The organism is Actinoallomurus rhizosphaericola (assembly GCF_024055675.1).
Lineage (GTDB): Bacteria > Actinomycetota > Actinomycetes > Streptosporangiales > Streptosporangiaceae > Actinoallomurus > Actinoallomurus soli.
The window spans coordinates 21,920-39,151 of the sequence record NZ_JAMXMW010000035.1 but is presented as its reverse complement, the minus strand read 5'-3'; the positions used below and the strand labels follow the sequence as shown (position 1 = coordinate 39,151).

16 protein-coding genes and 1 tRNA gene are annotated in these 17,232 nt (G+C 69.0%); 8 read left to right on the top strand and 9 right to left on the bottom strand.

From position 1 onward, the window contains the following. Positions 1–46 precede the first annotated feature (46 nt). Complete coding sequence (locus NE234_RS43015; protein ID WP_252786944.1) at positions 47–616, bottom strand: TetR/AcrR family transcriptional regulator; 570 nt, start codon at positions 614–616, stop codon at positions 47–49. Positions 617–700: 84 nt separating this feature from the next. Between NE234_RS43015 and NE234_RS43010 the strand changes: the two genes are divergently transcribed. The 5 genes from NE234_RS43010 (at position 701) to NE234_RS42990 (ending at position 5,860) form a co-directional block, all read left to right on the top strand. Beyond that, on the top strand, positions 701–1,621 hold the full coding sequence (locus NE234_RS43010) for an NADP-dependent oxidoreductase (RefSeq protein ID WP_252786943.1): 921 nt from the start codon (positions 701–703) through the stop codon (positions 1,619–1,621). 46 nt (positions 1,622–1,667) lie between these two features. After that, a complete protein-coding gene (locus NE234_RS43005; protein ID WP_252786942.1) occupies positions 1,668–2,603 on the top strand; it encodes an NADP-dependent oxidoreductase in 936 nt (311 codons plus the stop codon). Positions 2,604–2,691: 88 nt separating this feature from the next. Continuing rightward, entirely contained in the window at positions 2,692–3,960 is a 1,269-nt protein-coding gene (locus NE234_RS43000; RefSeq protein ID WP_252786941.1) for a CaiB/BaiF CoA transferase family protein, read from the top strand. Next, positions 3,941–5,536, top strand: a complete 1,596-nt coding sequence (locus NE234_RS42995) for a CocE/NonD family hydrolase (protein ID WP_252786940.1) — start codon at positions 3,941–3,943, stop codon at positions 5,534–5,536. Before NE234_RS43000 ends, NE234_RS42995 begins: the two co-directional genes overlap by 20 nt. A gap of 48 nt (positions 5,537–5,584) precedes the next feature. After that, positions 5,585–5,860 (top strand): hypothetical protein, encoded by a 276-nt coding sequence (locus tag NE234_RS42990; protein ID WP_252786939.1) that lies wholly within the window; start codon positions 5,585–5,587, stop codon positions 5,858–5,860. A 312-nt stretch (positions 5,861–6,172) separates the two neighbouring features. Here NE234_RS42990 and NE234_RS42985 read toward each other — a convergent pair whose 3' ends face one another. From NE234_RS42985 to NE234_RS42970, 4 genes are all read right to left on the bottom strand, one after another. Further along, on the bottom strand, positions 6,173–6,313 hold the full coding sequence (locus tag NE234_RS42985; protein ID WP_252786938.1) for a hypothetical protein: 141 nt from the start codon (positions 6,311–6,313) through the stop codon (positions 6,173–6,175). 297 nt (positions 6,314–6,610) lie between these two features. Then, positions 6,611–7,405 carry an SDR family NAD(P)-dependent oxidoreductase gene (locus tag NE234_RS42980; RefSeq protein WP_252786937.1) on the bottom strand — a complete coding sequence of 265 codons (795 nt, stop codon included), beginning with the start codon at positions 7,403–7,405 and terminating at the stop codon, positions 6,611–6,613. 102 nt (positions 7,406–7,507) lie between these two features. After that, positions 7,508–8,998: an MFS transporter gene (locus NE234_RS42975; protein WP_256530306.1), complete on the bottom strand. Its 1,491-nt coding sequence runs from the start codon at positions 8,996–8,998 to the stop codon at positions 7,508–7,510. A gap of 126 nt (positions 8,999–9,124) precedes the next feature. Continuing rightward, a complete protein-coding gene (locus NE234_RS42970) occupies positions 9,125–9,820 on the bottom strand; it encodes a type 1 glutamine amidotransferase domain-containing protein (protein ID WP_252786935.1) in 696 nt (231 codons plus the stop codon). Positions 9,821–9,950: 130 nt separating this feature from the next. Here NE234_RS42970 and NE234_RS42965 point away from each other — a divergent pair, with 130 nt between their 5' ends. Beyond that, the gene (locus NE234_RS42965; protein ID WP_252786934.1) at positions 9,951–10,892 is read left to right on the top strand and encodes a LysR family transcriptional regulator; all 942 of its coding nucleotides are present in this window, start codon (positions 9,951–9,953) and stop codon (positions 10,890–10,892) included. A gap of 536 nt (positions 10,893–11,428) precedes the next feature. Here the strand turns inward: NE234_RS42965 and NE234_RS42955 are convergent. Continuing rightward, positions 11,429–11,504 (bottom strand) — tRNA-Lys (locus tag NE234_RS42955). A gap of 749 nt (positions 11,505–12,253) precedes the next feature. Further along, the gene (locus tag NE234_RS42950; protein WP_252786933.1) at positions 12,254–13,405 is read right to left on the bottom strand and encodes an acyl-CoA dehydrogenase family protein; all 1,152 of its coding nucleotides are present in this window, start codon (positions 13,403–13,405) and stop codon (positions 12,254–12,256) included. 160 nt (positions 13,406–13,565) lie between these two features. On the opposite strand from NE234_RS42950, the gene NE234_RS42945 reads away from it, so the two are divergent. Next, complete coding sequence (locus NE234_RS42945; RefSeq protein WP_252786932.1) at positions 13,566–13,850, top strand: PspC domain-containing protein; 285 nt, start codon at positions 13,566–13,568, stop codon at positions 13,848–13,850. 3 nt (positions 13,851–13,853) lie between these two features. On the opposite strand, the gene NE234_RS42940 is transcribed toward NE234_RS42945, so the two are convergent. Both NE234_RS42940 and NE234_RS42935 read right to left on the bottom strand, forming a co-directional pair. Next, positions 13,854–15,119 (bottom strand): MFS transporter, encoded by a 1,266-nt coding sequence (locus NE234_RS42940; RefSeq protein ID WP_252786931.1) that lies wholly within the window; start codon positions 15,117–15,119, stop codon positions 13,854–13,856. A 115-nt stretch (positions 15,120–15,234) separates the two neighbouring features. Then, a complete protein-coding gene (locus tag NE234_RS42935; protein ID WP_252786930.1) occupies positions 15,235–15,576 on the bottom strand; it encodes a metallopeptidase family protein in 342 nt (113 codons plus the stop codon). A 29-nt stretch (positions 15,577–15,605) separates the two neighbouring features. On the opposite strand from NE234_RS42935, the gene NE234_RS42930 reads away from it, so the two are divergent. Further along, positions 15,606–17,168, top strand: coding sequence for a metallophosphoesterase family protein (locus NE234_RS42930; RefSeq protein ID WP_252786929.1), 1,563 nt, complete (start codon positions 15,606–15,608; stop codon positions 17,166–17,168). Positions 17,169–17,232 lie beyond the last annotated feature (64 nt).

The window sequence follows — 17,232 nt, the reverse complement described above, 5'->3', positions numbered from 1 at the left end:
ACGAGTCACGGCAGCCATCTCCGGCCTGTTCAAGGCAGTCGCCGCGTCAGCAGAAGGCTGTAGATGCTTGCACGTCGTCGAGTGCTTGTCGCGCGATCTTGCTGAAGTCGTCGCCGGCGCTCGTCCGGCTCCAGCGTTCGAAGGCGATCGAGGAGGCGAGCGCGCCGAGTTCTGCGGCCACGCGAGCGGTCAGGTCGGGAACGCCGCGTCGTTTGAGCGCGTCGGCCGTTGATGCGATGAGGGCGAGGTTCTTGAGCGCTTCGCGTTCCTGAAGTTCGGGGTTGGCGGCGATCACTGCCTGTCTGCGGGCGATGAATTCGCGGCGTGCGGGCGTGAAGACTTCTCTGCCGGCCGCGTCCAGCGCGTGCGCGACCGCTTCGAGCGGGGTGGCGGTCGCCGGGGCTGCGGCTACCGCCTTGGCGAGCAGTTCGTCCATCGTGCCGCGGCCGAAGAGCACCTCTCGTTTGTCCTGGAAGTGCCGGAAGAAGGTGGTCTTCCCCAGCCCCGCGCGCTGCGCGATGTCGATCACGGTGGTGTTCTCGTAGCCGCGCTCGGCGAACAGGTCGAGGGCGGCCTGAGCGAGCCGTTCTGCTGCGTTCGGTTCCCAACGAGGCATGAGCAGAGTTTACGGGACTTGGTTCCGTAACGCCTGCTATGGTGATGGAACCAAGTTCCGTCACCCCTTGTGAGGAGTCGGCCAGTGAGCCGAGCTGTGATCTACGAAGCGTTCGGTGGCCCCGAAGTCCTGGAGCTGCGGGAAGTTCCCGAACCGCACGCCGGCCCGGGTGAGGTTCGCGTGCGCGTGACGGCCGCCGGACTGAACCCGATGGACTGGGGTATCGCCGCGCGGCCAGAGTTGGCGGCGCGGTTCGGCATCACCGTGCCGTCCGGCTTCGGGTCCGACCTCGCCGGCGTGATCGACGAGGTCGGCGACGGCGCCACGGGCTTTGCCGTGGGCGACCGCGTCTACGGCGGCGCCCTGGGCAGGGCGGTCGCCGACTTCGTGGTGGTCAGGCCCCCTGTCGATGCGTTGCGGCATACCCCGGAGGGCATCAGCGATGAGGTGGCGAGCACGCTTCCGGTGGCGGGCCTCACCGCCGCCGCCGCCCTGACGGCGATCGGCCCGCGGCCCGGCGAGACCGTCCTGATCGGGGGAGCCGCCGGCGGCGTGGGCGTGTTCGCCGTGCAGCTCGCCAGGCTCGCCGGCGCGACCGTGATCGGCACCGCCTCGCCGGGCACGTTCGAGTTTCTGCGGCAGCTGGGTGCCGAGCCGGTGGCCTACGGCGCCGGGCTGGCGGACCGGGTCCGGGCACTGGCGCCCGGCGGGGTGACCGCCGCGACCGACCTGTTCGGCACGGAGACGGCCGAGGCCGCGCTGGCGCTCGGCGTGGCGCCCGAGCGGATCTCCACGGTCGCCGCGGGCCCCAACCCTCCCGGCGGCGTACGCGCCACCGGCGCCTTCGATGCGGCGCCGGACGTCCTGGAGCAGATCACCGACGCGATCCTCGCCGGCGAACTCACCGTCCCCATCGCCGCGGCCTTCCCGGTCGAGAAGATCCGCGACGCCGTGACGCTGCAGGCCGGACGCCACGTCCACGGCAAAGTCGTGGTCACGCTGTGACCGCGTCTGAAAGACCTCACGTGGAAGCGATGAAGGGATCACGACGATGAAGCGGATTCAGTACCACCAGTACGGCGGGCCGGAAGTCATGCGGCTCGAAGACTTCGAGCCGGCACCGCTCGGCGCCGACGAGGTCCTTGTCCGTGTGCGCGCGGCCGCGGCCAACCCGATGGACTTTGGAATCCGCGCCGGCCGCATGAAGCACGTGACCGGTCGGCGCTTCCCGCGCGCGATGGGTTATGACTTCGCGGGCGTCGTCGAGGCGGTCGGCGACCGCGTCACCCGGTTGCACGTCGGTGACGAAGTGCTCGGCGGGACGCCGATCAAGTCCGCCGGCGCGTTCGCCGACGTGGTCGTCGCTCAGGAGAAGGGCGTCGTGACCAAGCCCGCGAACCTCTCGTTCGAGGACGCCGCCGCGATCCCGACGGTCGGGATCACCGCCCTGCAGGCCCTGATCACGAAGGGACGGCTGCAGCCGGGCCAGGCCGTGTTCGTTCACAGCTGCCTCGGCGGAGTTGGCCGCTCCGCCGTGCAGATCGCCCTCGCACACCAGGCCACGGTCGCAGGGAGCTGCCGCGATACCGCCAGGTCCGAAGCACTCGACCTCGGTATCGACCCGGTCGTCGACTTCGGCTTCGACCCCACCTCGCTCGCAAGACGGTTCGACCTCGTCCTCGATGCCGGCGGCAAGTACTCGCTGCCGGTCAAAGCCGCGCGGACGATGCTCAAGCCCGGCGGCCGCATCGTCAGCATCCTCCCCACCCCGTTGAACCTCGCAAGAAGTGTCCTGCCCGGGCCGTTCCATGCCATGATCGCCCGTCCGGTCACCAAAGACATCGAAGAGGTCGCGCGAGCCGCCGGCCAGGGAACACTGCGGCAACCGATCGCCCGCACCGTCCCGCTCTCGCAAGCCATCCCGGCGCTGACCGAACTCGAGCAGAACGGCATGGCCAAGCGGGGCAAGCTGATCATCACGCCATGAACCTCGTCGGCGAGTTCAGCAGGCGAGCCCGCCCTGGGACAGGCGGCCACGATCCCGAGCACTACGCGAGGCCGACCGAGGTGAGCGCATGAGCGGTCCACTGGCCGGCTTGCGCGTGCTGGACATCACATCGGTCATCATGGGCCCCTACGCCACAGCCCAGCTCGGCGACATGGGCGCGGACGTGATCAAGGTCGAGCTGCCGACGGGGGACATAGCCCGGCAACTCGGCCCCTCTCGCAGCGCCGGGATGAGCGCCATCACGTTGAACCTGGGACGCAACAAGCGCAGCGCCGTGCTCGATGGCGGCGAGTCGGAGGATCACGAGCGCTTCGCCGAGCTCGTCGCCACATGCGATGTGATCATCACGAATTTGCGACCCGGATCGCGGCGCCGTCTCGGCCTGGGCTGGGATGAGGTTCACCAGGCCAATCCAGCGGCGATCCTCTGCACCGCACAAGCCTTCGCCAGCGAGTCGGAGAAGGGGGAGGAGCCCGCCTACGACGATGTGATTCAGGCCGTCTCCGGCATGTCGGACCTCTACCTGCGTGCGTTTGGAACGCCCCAGTTCTCACCGTCCGTCCTGGCCGACAAGATCTGCGGTCTCGTGATCGTCAGCTCTGTCCTCGCCGCGCTGCACAGTCGAGCGACCACGGGAGAAGGGCAATGGGTCGACGTGCCTATGGCCGACACGATGCTCGCCTTCAACCTGGTCGAGCATCTCGGCGGCAGATCTTTCGATCCCCCGGTAGGCGGAATCGGATGGAGCCGCACTCTCGTCCCGAATCGTGGGCCGCATCACGCCGCGGACGGGTGGATCTGCGTCATGCCCTACACCGACAAGAACTGGACCGACTTCTTCCGTACCGTCGGAAGGCCCGATCTCGCCGCGGACCCGCGTTTCTTCAACGGCACCGCCCGGCACGAGAACAACGCCACTCTGCAAACCGAACTGGTCGGCCTGATCGCTCGGCGCACGGTGGGCGAATGGCTCGAAGACTGCCGACGCCTGGGAATCGCCGCAGAGCCGGTACTGGACCTCGACGAGATCGAACAGAACCCTTACTACGCCGCGCGCCACGCACTGATCGACGCCCGGCACCCTACCGAAGGCGACTACAAGGTCATTCGCTTCCCGGTCGACTTCTCCGCAACCCCCGTCACCGACTACCGGCCCGCGCCCCACATCGGGCCTCACGTCGCCACCGTCAGCTGGCTCGAGGACCGCCTGCCGCGGCAGGCGTCCCCTGGGGCACTGGCTCCGGTGCGCGGCGGGACGTGGCAGCACGCCGGCACCGAAGACCCGCTCCTATCCGCTCAGCCGCAAGGGGAACCTGATGAGCACCACCACCGTTGACGAGCAGCAGCGGCAGACGATCGAGCAGCAGTACGGTCCGCTCGGCCCGCACTCCGTCGAACTCATCGACGGAGTGGTCGTCCCTGCCGACGACGGCTTCGAGCTCAAGGGCGTCCTGGCGCTCCCGGCAGGGGGCGACAAGGTACCTGCCGTGCTCATCCGCTCGCCCTACAACCCGGCCTCCTTCAGGCCCGAAGTGGCCGCGTTCTACATGGGCGAGGTGATCGCTTGGGCGTCCCACGGATATGCCTGCCTCGTGCAGACCACGCGCACCACCACTTCGTACTTCGACGAAGCCGCTGATGGCTCCGCGACCGTTCGCTGGATCGAGGAGCAGCCGTGGTTCGATGGACGCCTCGGCCTCACCGGCGCCAGCTACCACGCATTCAGCTCCTGGGCCACCGCTTCCACCCGGCCTGCCAGTCTGAAGGCGATCGCGACCGCGATGTACAGCACCGACCGGGTCAGCTCCTGGTACCCCGGCGGCGGCTTCGCTCTCGAACTGGCCCTCAGCTGGACCGCGATGCAGCAGGCCAACGGCGCCGAGGTCGGCGAGAACCCGTACAACCATCTGCCGCTCGACCAGGCGGATGTCGCTGCCACCGGGACCACCCTGGACTTCTACCAAGAGCGCCTGGCCCACGACGGCGACGACCCGCACTGGCAGGCCCTGAACTTCGCCGAACTGCTGGACGACCCCCCGGCACCGATCCTGCACCTCGACGGCTGGTACGACTACCACCGCAGCTACTTCTGGCACGACTTCGAGCGCCTGAACCGGAACACCGGCGACGTGCCGTACCGCTTCGTCATCGGGCCGTGGCCGCACGCCGTCCTCGACCCGCGCATCTCCATGGCCGAGAAACTCGCCTGGTTCGACACTCACGTGCGTGGCGACGGTACGGACCGTTTCGGCGCCCTGCGTTACTACCGCACCGGCGCCGACGCCGGCTGGCACGAGCTCGATACGTGGCACGAACCGGAGACCACCGTCTTCTACGCGAGCGCCGACGAGCAGTTGCTGGCGGGCCGCAGTGACCTGGCCGAGCGCATGGAATGGACTTACGACCCGTCAGATCCCACCCCGTCCGTCGGGTTCCTCACCATCGGCACCGGCGACGTCAGCGGCCTGTGGGACAGCGGCACCCTCGAACAACGAGCGGATGTGCGCGTCTTCACCAGCTCTCCTCTGCGGGAGCCGCTGGACCTGACCGGTCACGCCTCCGCCGCCACGACTTTCTATTCGGACGCGCCTAGCGCCGACCTGTTCCTGCGGATCCTGGACGCCTACGAGAACGGGCAGGTGCAGAACGTCGCCGACGGCATTCTCCGCATCACAGATCCCGGCCTCGGCGAAGGCGTACCCGTCGAGGTCGACCTCGGCCCCATCGGTCATCGCTTCGCGGCCGGCCACCGCGTCCGTCTCCTGGTCGCCAGCGGCGCCCACCCCTACTACAACCGCAACCTCGGCAACGGAGAGCCGACCGCAACGGCCACCCGGATCCGCGTCGCTCATCAAGCGGTCGCCGTCGGCGGCGAAGACGGCCTGCGCATCACCTTCCCCCTGGCCCGTTGAGACGAACGACGGCGTCAATCGACACCACGAGCATCCTTCCGATCAGGCGTGCCGGAGAATGCTGAACCCCGGCGGCCGCATCATCGACATCAAGCCCTCGACTGCGGAACTGTCGAGAAGCGCGTTTCCGGAGCCTTCCAGGGACTCGTCGCCGAAGCCGTCCCCGGAAACATCGAAGATGTCGCGCGAGCTGCTGGGCAAGGAACCCTGAGGCTGCCGCCCATCGCTCGCCCCGTGCCGCTCGCGAAGGCCATCGAAGCGCTCACCGAACTCGAGCGCTTCTACACACCCGAAGGCGGCCAACTCGTCATCACCACCGAGTGACCCCCTACCGTGCGCTCACGTAACTCATGCCATTCAACGTGCGCGCCGAACGCCTAGGAAACGGCTCCGGCAGAGACGGAGCAGGGAACATATCTCACAAGGAGAGTAATTCCCGCGATCCAGCGGCGGGGCCGCTACCTGTCGGCGGCGACCGCGCATCCTCAGGTGGTCGAGGCCAACGTCCCGGACGATCCTCATCAGCCCTGCGAAGGGTCACAACCCGATCCGGCCGAACTCACGGCGTACTGCCCGCCCTGGTCCTCATCGCCCCTGTGAGGGGTCACAACCGGATCCCTTCGTCGGTTGGTCCGATCAGGAACCGGCGAACTTGACGACCAGGTCGGCGAAGGCTCGGGCGACCCCGTCGCGTGCCTGGCCCGAAACCAGCGGGGGTGTCGGTGCAAGCGCGTCGCCGAACTGATCTAGCCAGAAGGCGTCTTGGACCGTCGCCATCGCCCAAGCTGACCGACCACGCCAAACCGAGAGATGGGATCAGCGGCCTGGACGGTCACCAAGACTCGCCCGGTGGCGCCCTCGACCTTTGAAGCCTCACTCAACTGGTTCCCCCCTCACAAGACTCCGGCCGATGCCGCCCATTCCTTCCGGGCCGACCGCCCCGGGCCGCTGCCTCCACCCGCACCGCCGGCACCGCACCAGGTCCACGAGCCGCCGCAACGTCGCCAGAACGATACGGCGTCCGCACCAACCGCACCGCTCATACACCTCAGGGCTTCGCTCTCGGCATCCTGTTCAGAAGTCCTTCAGCAGATCCCGCGTCAGCTCGCCGAGGCGTCGGCGGTACTCCGGGTCGTAGGCCTCCTCGGATGCTCGTGCCTCCTTCTCGATTTCGAAGTAGCGTCCGGTGACGTCGGCGAGTTCGGGCGCGTCCACCAGGCGCCGAGTGGCCGCCACTCCCGTTTCCAGGGAGTCGACGATCTCCATGCCGGATCTCTTGGACATGGCCGTCGGCATGTACAACGCCGGATGCAGGCTGTTCACCGTGACACCGGTTCCCGCGAGCTCTTCGGCCAGGTCGTACGTGTGGCTGATGAGGGCGAGCTTGGACCGGCAGTAGGCGGCGACGTCGGTGTATCCGCGTTCCTGGTGCGGGTCGTCGAAATCGATCGGCTGCTGACCGACCGAGGCGACGTTGACGATCCGCGAGGGGGCGCCCCGGCGCAGTAGCGACAGCAGCTTGCGGGTGAGCAGCACGGGTGCGAGGTAGTTGACTGCCAGCCGCAGTTCGTAGCCGTCCGCCGACAACTCCCGCGTGGTACCGGTGGCGTGAAATCCGACACCCGCGTTGTTGACGAGCACGTCCAACCGGTCGTACGAGCCGGCGATCTCGGCGGCGAGAGAGCCGACCTCGGCGAGCGATGAGAAATCCGCCAGGAACGTCTCCCCACCGGTGGCGTCGGCGACCTCCCGGAGGCGCTGGGCGTTGCGTCCGTGCAGCAGCAGCCGGTGCCGCCCGCTCACCGCGAGGTCCTCGGCCAGGGCACGGCCGAGTCCGTCCGAAGCTCCTGTGATCAGGATCAGTGCCATCTGTCTCTCTTCCAGAGTTGAGTTAATCGACGGGGGATGGATGTTCGGGATGCTCAGCCGCAGGAGGTTCCACCGCAGCAGAGCCATGGAATGGCTCGGGCGTTACACGGCGCCGCCGCGTACCGTCTCGGGTTCCGGAACGCAGCGGGTGCCGAGTTCATGCGGCGCGCCCGGGCGGGCGGTGGTCAACCCGACCAGGGCCACGACCACTACGAGGACCAGCGCGCCTCCGGCGAGGGAGAACCCCAGCGTGAACCGGCCTTCGGGGGGCAGGGCGATCACCCCGGGGGCGAGGTTCTTCGCCGGCTTGACGATGAGCAGCGTCCCGATCGAGGCACTGGCGACGGAGCTGCCGACGGAACGGAAAACGGAGTTGATCCCGTTGGCGATGCCGGTCCGGCTCGCGGGCACCGCGCCGAGCAGGACGGCGGGGAGGGTGGCGAAACCGAAGGCGACGGCGACGCCGACGAGCATGCCTGCCGCGACGACCGAGCCGGTCGTATGGTGTGCGACGGCGAGCATGACGAAGCCGGCAACCCCGCACGCGGCGCCTGAGGCGAGCGTCCGGCGTGCCCCGATCCGGCGGACCAACGCCCCGCCGACCTGAGCGGCGATCAAGGAGGCCACCGCCGGCGGCATGAGGTAGCCGACGGACGCCTGCAGCACGGTGGCGCCGAATCCGTATCCGGCAGGTTCAGCCGGAATCTGTACCAGGGCCGAGACACCGAGAAACTGCGAGAACATCGCGAAGCCCAGGAGGAGACCCGCCAGGTTGGCGAACAGGACGGAACGCAGAGCGAACATGCGCATGTCCACGAGGGGCTCGCGCACCCGGTACTCGACGAGAGCCCAGACCGCCGCCATCACCGCCGCTCCGGCGAAAGACCAAAGCGTTGTTCCAGACGACCAACCCCACAGGGATCCTCGTGACAACGGCAGCAGGAGGAGGCTGAGCATCGCGGCCAGGGCCAGTGCCCCGAGCCAGTCCGTACGTCCGCCGGGCGTCGTGGGAGACGACGGGACGACCACCGCCACGGCCACCAATGCGAGTGCGGACACACCGGCCGCCGTCCAGAAGACTCGGTGGTAATCCGGTGCGGGACCCTGCATGAGCAGTCCCGCAGCGACGAGGGCGAGACCATTGCCGAACGCCAGTGTCCCGCTGACCAGCCCCATCGCTCCGGGAAGCCGCTCACGCGGCAGCTCGTCACGCAGAATCGACTGGGCGAGGGGAAAGATGGCGGTGGAAGCGCCTTGCATCGCCCGCGCGATGATCAGCCAGGTCAGCGTGGTGCTGGTGGCCGCCAGTACCGACCCGGCCAGCGTGAGCACCAGCACCCCTATGAGTGTGGGTCTGGTGCCGTGCTGGTCGCCGAATCGGCCGAGCAGGGGCGTGCAGATGGCGGCGGAGAGCAGAGTGGCCGTGGTGAGCCAACTCGCGTCGGCCGCTGTGGTGTGCAGATCACGCTGGATGGTCGCAAGGATCGGCACCACGAGCGTCTGCATCATCGAGACGACCATGGCCTCTACTCCGAGGACCAGAACCAGTGCTCGTCCGCCGAAGCCGCGGACCGGTCTATCAGTGCGTGTCATGGATCTGTGCAGGGACTTTCGGGATGATCGGGAAACAGAACGCTCCGTCCCCGGGGCATGCGCCGTACACGGGCCGACTGCGGGGCGATGGCCGGGATCGCCCCGCCTAGGTGAGATGACCTCGGATCAGCCCAGCGTCTTGACCAGTTCGGCGGCAAGCGGGGCGGAGGAGGCAGGGTTCTGCCCGGTGTGCACGTTGCGGTCGACCACCACGTTCGGCGCCCACGGCTCGCCTGCGGAGAACCGCACGCCCAGAGCGACCAGCCGGTCCTCCAACACCCACTTCGCCTTCTCGGCGAGACCGGTCTGGACTTCCTCCGCTCTGGTGAAGCCGGTGACCCGGTAGCCGGTGAACGGCGAAGAGCCATCCGAGCGCTCGGTGGCCAGCAAGGCCGCCACACCGTGACAGACCACCCCCAGCGGCTTGCCGGCCTCCAGCGCCGCGGTCAGCAACCGGGCCGAGTCGGCGTTGGACGCCAGGTCCTCCATCGGGCCGTGGCCACCGGGGTAGAAGACCGCCGCGTAGTCGGCCACGTCGGCCTCTTCGATATCGATCGGCTTGCGAACCTCGGCAATGGCGTCCAGGGCGGCGATCATCGCGTCGGAACCCTCCTGGCCTCCGTTGACCTCGGGCGCAAGGCTGGCCCGGTCCACCGTGGGCACGACTCCGCCAGGGGTGGCGACGACGACGTCGTACCCGGTCTCAGTGAACGCGCGGTACGGGGCGACGAACTCCTCAGCCCAGTAGCCGGTCGGGTGACGGGTACCGTCGGCCAGCGTCAGATGGTCGGCACCGGTCATCACAAAAAGTATCTTCGCCATCACTCATGCTCTTTCTGCAGGCCACGACAGCGGCAAAGTGCTGATGTAGGTGCCGCCGCCGTGTCGCTCGTCAGGGGAACGATCCCGACAGTAGCCAGCCAGCCATCAACGAACCAATAGAGTCGTCTTTATGTCCCATAAGAATTCCGATGGCTCCATCGATTTCTCAGCGGCGGACCGGCCACTGGACCTGATGTTGCTACGAACGTTCCTCGCCGTGTACCGGGCCGGCTCTCTCACCGCGGCGGCCAAGCTGCTGCGACTGTCGCAACCGACCGTGACCGGTCAGATACGCACTTTGGAGCAACAGCTCAAGCGCCCATTGTTCGAGCGGCTGCCCCGCGGCGTGACCGCCACGCGAGTGGCCGACGAACTGGCCGCGCAGGTCGCCGCCCCACTCGACGAACTGGCGGTGCTGACGGAGCGAGGGATGCCGGGGAGCGAGTCGTCAGAACCGGTGCACCTGGCAGGGCCGGCTGAAGTGGTGTGCGTACGAGCGCTGCCCGCCCTCGCGCCGTTCGTGGACCAGGGCCTGCGGCTGAGAGTCACCTTCGGGCTGGCCGACGACCTGCTCGAGGGCCTGCGCGCGGGACGTTTCGACCTGGTCCTCTCCGCCATTCGCCCACGCGGGCGCTCCATCATCGCGGTACCGCTCATGGACGAAGAGTTCGTGCTGGTGGCCGCACCGATGTGGGCGGAGCGGATCGGCCCGATCGACGCCGACGATCCCGGCACACTCCACAGCGTTCCGATGGTCGCCTATGCCGAGGATCTGCCGATCGTCCGCCGCTACTGGCGCCACGTCTTCCACACCCGCCTGACCGGCCCCCCCGCGGTGGTCGTCCCAGACCTCCGCGGCGTGCTCGCCGCCGTCGTCGCCGGGGCCGGAATCACGGTCCTTCCTCGTTACCTCTGTGCCGGCGAACTCGCCGAAGGCAAGTTGGTACCGCTCCTCACCCCAGAGGACCCACCGATCAATACGGGTTTCATCGCCCAACGCGCCGGCGCACCCGAGCGCCGCCACGTGACCATCGTCCGAAACCACCTCCTGCATTCGGCCCATTCCTGGTGATCAGGTCCGGCAGCCGCACAGAAGCTTCCGTGGCGTGACGGACGCGGCCCGCTTCCAGACCGACGGCCAAGTGCTCAGCAAGAATCAGCGAGAAACAAGAAACAGGTAGCAGCCGACCTGCGGCCCCCCCGATCGCCGGCGTTCCGGGAATGCGGGTCGCCGGTAACGTCACCGGCCTCACGGGCGGAGTCCCGGCCGCCGCTGCCGCCGGAGTGGAGGCCGCTGCAGCGATCAACGCCGATCTCGTGGCGGGCCGACCGTCCTCATCGCAGCCATCAGCGAGTGGTCGTGACCCCTTCATCTCGCCTGCGCGAGGTGTTGCCGGCGAGCAGTTCCTGCAGGAGTCCAACGATGAGATCGGGCTGTCCTACGAACGGGGAGTGGCCCGTCTGCCACTCGGACACGCCGGTGCAGCGCGAGGCCATCGATCCCGACAAGATCGCGACAAACGAGCGGACATGGAGTCGGCACAGGCCCGAAACAGCTCCCGACAGGGCAGCCCGACAGGAGAAACCGCAGGTCATCGGCCTGTTGAGTGGTAGGGCGCCTGGGACTCGAACCCAGAACCTATGGATTAAAAGTCCACAGCTCTGCCAATTGAGCTAACGCCCCGCTGACACCTGAGCGTACCGGAGGCACCGTACACCCCGCGCGCCGAATACCGGTGGGTGAAGGGCACCGGCCGGCGCCGTTCCGACCCGCGCGGGCCGCCCCGCCTCGACCGGGTCCCGCCAGAGGCCGAACGTACTCCTCGAAGGAAGCCTCCCTTCCCGGAAGCGCGTGCGACGGCTCGGCCGCGAAGCCGTGCGCACGCCGCTCCTCGGCGAGCAGCCCGAAGGGCGGTCGCCGAAGCCTGCCCGCGTCACCCGCCGGTGGGAGCGGACGCCGAGGCGTGCACCCACGGGAACGCGGTCAGGCGGCCTGGAAGCCTCGAAACGGGGAGATCGACGCGCCCGACGACGCTCTGAACCGCCTTACATGAGCAGCGCCTCGTCACGGTCCGACCTCCCTTGAAGCAGCGGTTCCCCGGTCGATCGGATCCAGCTCTGCACGTCGCCAGGGCAGACATTCCCGTCTGCGAGTACGCGCGAAACCTGGAGTCGCGTTCCCCTGATCAGGCCATATGCCGCAATTTGCCGGACCTTTGGCGGCCGGGCGAGCCGGTCGGTGACCGGCTCGCGGCCAAGCCGGTGGCGGCCGAGGCGAACGGGCCGGCCGTGGCGGACAGGCGGAGGCGGAGGCGGACAGGCGGAGGCGGACAGGCGGAGGCGGACAGGCGGAGGCGGACAGGCGGAGGCGGACAGGCCGGCCGAGGCGGACAGGCCGATGGCGAGCGGACGGACAGGGCAGGGGCGGGCCGGTCAGCGGTAGGCGGACAGGCCGGTGATCGCCTCGCCGAGGACCAGCGTGTGGACCTCCTGGGTGCCCTCGTACGTCAGCACGGACTCGAGGTTCGTCATGTGCCGGATCACCGGATACTCCAGCGTGACGCCGTTCGCGCCGAGGACGGACCGGGCCTGGCGGGCGACGTCGAGCGCGGCCCGTACGTTGGCGAGCTTGCCGAACGACACCTGCTGCGGCGTGACCTTCCCGGCCTCCTTCAGCCGCCCGATGTGCAGGGCGACCAGCCCGGCCTGGCCCAGAGCCACCTCCATCCAGGCGAGCTTCTCCTGGGTGAGCTGGAACCCGCCGATCGGGCGGCCGAACTGCTCGCGCGTACGGGCGTACTCGACGGCCGTCTCGTAGCAGGAGCGGCCGGCGCCGATCGCGCCCCAGATGATGCCGTACCGCGCCTCCGAGAGGCAGCCGAGCGGCCCCCTGAGCCCCTTGACGCCGGGCAGCATCGCGTCCTCCGGCAGGCGCACGTCCTCGAGGCTGAGCTCGGAGGTGACGGACGCGCGCAGCGACAGCTTCTTGTGCACGTCCCGGGTCGTGAACCCCGGCGTGCCGCGCGGCACGAGGAACCCGCGGATGCCGTCGTCCGTACGGGCCCACACGACGGCGACGTCGGCGATCGAGCCGTTCGTGATCCACATCTTGGCGCCGTTGAGGATCCAGTCGGAGCCCTCGCGCTTGGCGCGGGTGCGCATGTTCGCCGGGTCGGAGCCGTGGTCGGGCTCGGTCAGGCCGAAGCAGCCGATGGCGCGGCCCGCGGCCATGCGGGGCAGCCACTCCTGCTTCTGCTCCTCCGAGCCGTACTTGTGGATCGCGGACATGGCCAGCGACCCCTGCACGGACACGAAGCTGCGCAGCCCCGAGTCGGCGGCCTCCAGCTCGCGGCAGGCGACCCCGTACGCGACCGCGCCCGCCCCCGGGCAGCCGTACCCCGACAGGTGCATCCCGAGGAACCCCAGCTCCCCGAGCTCGGGCGCGAGCTCGGCCGCCGGGAAGACGCCCTCTTCGAACCAGTCGGCGACGTGCGGCTCGATCCGGTCGGCGGCGTACCGCCGTGCGGTGTCGCGGACCAGGCGCTCCTCGTCGGTGAGCTGATCGTCCACACGCAGCAGATCCATCGGTCCTCCCAGGGGCTCGCGGACGCCGACAGAGCGGAGGGGGGCGCCCCGCAGGCATCAGCGTACGTCGGCGCGCCGATCCGGCGGTCAGGGGGCTCTCAGGGACGTATCAGGGCAAGCCCCCATGGCTGACGCGCGCGTCCGCAGGCACCATCGAAGCATGAACGAGAACACCGCTCACACCGGCCCGGCCGACGCTCCGCGTCGCCTCACCCGCACCCGCGACGGGCGCATGATCACCGGCGTCTGCTCCGGCGCCGCCGCGTACTTCGGCGTCGACCCGACGATCGTACGGATCGTGCTCGCCGTCCTGACCCTCCTCACCAGCGGCGCCGGCATCCTGCTGTACGTCGCCGGCACGCTGATCATCCCGGAGGAGGGCAAGGAGACGTCGATCGCCCAGGACCTGATCAACAAGCAGACCAAGGGCGTCGGACAACCGTAGGGCTCAGGCGGCGGCGCTCATCGCGCGCTCCTGGTTCGACGCGATCACCTCACCCCTGATCCGCGTCCACGACATCGCGAGCATCGTGGCGGCCGACAGGCCGGCGATCCCCGCCAGGGCGACGACGGGCTCAGGACCCAGCACCTGGGCCAGCGCCCCGCCGACGAGGATGCCGATGCCCTGGCTGGCGAGGATGCCCGACTGCGCCAGCCCGAACGCCTGACCGCGCCCGTCCGGCGGCACCGCGGCGACGTACGCGGCGTTCGCGGCCAGCTGGTAGGCGCTGCCCACCCCGGACAGCGCCAGCAGCACGATCACGGCCCACAGCGGCGGCCGCAGGGCCGTCCCCAGCAGCGGTGCGCACGACAGCATCGCCATCCAGCCCATGAACCGCAGCCGGTCGTCGGGGCGGACGAACCGGCTGTACGCCAGCGAGCCGAGCACCATCCCGCACGGCATCGCGGACATCAGCAGCCCGACGAACACCGGACCCGCGCCGAACGTCTTCGCGTACGGCGCGGCGAGCCCCTCCGGCAGCACGTAGAACCCGCACAGCCACGCGAAGCACACCAGGGGCCGCAGCGTACGGTCCCGGAACACCAGCCGCGCGCCGTCCCGCGTGATCGCCCACAGCGACGGACGCTCGCGGCTCTCCGGGCGCGGCGCCGGCCGCGCCCGTACGCCGGCCATCAGGATGAACGCGGAGATCGCGAACGTCGCCGCGTCGACCGCGAGCGCCTGGTGCGCGCCCACCGCGAAGATCACCGCGCCGCCCACCAGGAAGCCCAGCACCTGGGTGAACTGATGAGTGATGTTGTTGATCGCCGAACCGACGACGTACAGGTCGCCGGGCAGCACCTCCGTCAGCAGCGCGGCGCGCGCGGCGGTGAACGGGGCACCCAGGAGAACGGTCCAAAAGATCAGGAAGCACAGCACCGCGAAGGGCAGATGGTGCAGCGCCATCAGCGCCACGATGCCCGTACGGGCGACGTCGCACACGATCATGACGCGGCGGCGCGGGAGCAGGTCGGCCAGCACCGAGAGCACCGGCCCGCCCATGATCGACGGTAGGTAGGTCAGGGCGTACGCGACGGCGGTGCGCAACGCCGAGTGGGTGTTGTTGTAGACGAGTACCGCGAGGGCGATCTGGGCGAGCTGGTCGCCGATGTACGAGAGGGTCTGGGCCAGCCAGATCGAGCGGAACTCACCGACGCCGAAAACCTCGTGATAGGTGACCTGGCGATCGAAGGGCCGCCGATGTCTTCCCACGCGCGCTCCCCTGCCGGTGAACGTCGTCCGGCCGCCTTGCCAAGCGGCCGGTCGGTCTGCCGGACAGTATCTCACGCTGTGTTCAGTTCAGGTGACCCAACGTGCGCAATCGGGATCACCAGCCGAGCTCGTGCAATCGGTCGTCGTCGATCCCGAAGTGATGGGCGATCTCGTGCACCACCGTCGTACGCACCTCTTTCACCAGGTCATCGCGGGTCCGGCAGATCCTTTGCAACGGCCGCCGGTAGAGCGTGATGCGGTCGGGAAGGTAGCCCGCGTACGTGTCGCCGCGCTCGGTCAGCGGTACGCCCTCGTACAGCCCGAGAAGCCCGCGTTCCGGAGCTTCGTCCTCGACCAGCACCACGACGTTCCGCATCAGAGCGGTCAGGTCGGGCGGGACCGTGTCGAGCGCCTCGGCGACCAGATCCTCGAACTCTTCCCGCGTTACCTCGATCACGCCGTCATTGTGCGTGGATCCTTGCCGTCGTGAGCATACGTACCAACGTGTTGACCCGAGCATGGAACGAACCACGGCGGCTCCTCGCGCACCCCCGGGTACGCCTCACCGGACGCGTCACGGCCGTCATCGCGATCGGCCTCATCGGCGGCTGGATCGGCCTCCTGGCCGGCGGGCACGCCCGGACCGACGTCGGACCCGCCGACGTGAACTTCGCCCTCCGCCCGTCGACGTCGGGCGGCACCGTGATCGACATCCCGCCGCTGGGCACCCTCCGCCTGGACAGCCATGCGGGGCCCGTACGGATCGAAGCGCAGGTCACCCGGCTCCGGCCCGACCGCGCCCGCGAGCTCATCGAGGACCCCTCCGCCTTCGACCGCCTCTCCGACACGATCGGCGGGGACGTACGGCACGCGTTCATCGTCATGGCGGTCAAGGCGGCCGCCGCCGCCCTCATCTGCGCCGCCCTCGCCGGATTTCTCATCTTCCGCAGCTGGCGCCGTACGGTGTGGACGACCGTCAGCGCGCTCAGCGGCCTGCTCGTCGTCGGCCTGATCGGCGGCCTGACGTTCAACCCCGAGTCGATCGCCGAACCCCGCTTCACCGGCATCCTCGCCAGCGCCCCCCAGGTCGTCGGCGACGCCAAGACCATCGTGTCGCGCATCGGGGCGTACCGGGAGCAACTGGCCCGGCTCGTCGGCAACCTGTCCCGCCTGTACGACGTGACGTCCACCCTCCCGACGTACGAGCCCGACCCCACCACCATCCGTGTCCTGCACGTCTCCGACATCCACCTCAACCCGGTCGCCTGGAACGTCATCCGCCAGGTCGTCGACCAGTTCCACATCCAGGTCATCATCGACACCGGCGACCTGACGGACCACGGGACCAAGGCCGAGGACAAGTTCGCGAACAGCATCGGCAAGCTGAAGGTCCCGTACGTCTTCATCAAGGGCAACCACGACTCCCCTGAGAACGAGAAGGCCGTACGCCGCCAGAAGAACGCCGTCGTCCTCGACGACCGCATCGCCGACGTCGGCGGCCTGCGGATCTTCGGCACCCCCGACCCGCGATTCACCCCCGACAAGACGACCCGCGACGACGACGTCAACGGCCCGCAGATGCTCGCGTACGGGCAGACCGCCGTGCAGAAGCTCCGCACCCTCGGCCAGAAGCCCGACATCGTGCTCGCCCACGACCCGGCCGAAGGCGCGGCGTTCGACGGCACCGCGCCGCTCATCCTGTCCGGCCACCTCCACCGGCGGTCGACGCGGCTCCTGCCCGGCGGCACCCGGCTGTTCATCCAGGGCTCGACCGGCGGCGCCGGCATGCGCGGCCTCGAACACGAACAGCCCACCCCGATCGAGATGTCGGTCCTGTACTTCAACCAGGCCAGCCACCGGCTCCAGGGCTGGGACGACATCCAACTGGGTGGTCTAGGTCTCACCTCCGCCCAGATCGAGCGCACCCTGGAACCCAAACCGGACCGCCCCATAAGCCCGCCACCAGCGCAGACGCCCTCCGGGACGCCCCTCACGCCCAGCCCCTCGCCCTCGGCCTCCCGGCCCTCCCAGGCCAGTCGTCCGCGTTAGGGAGGGAATCACTTTGGTGGTTGGGGCGGTTGTCCCCTATGCTGACGGAGTCCCCGACGGCAGG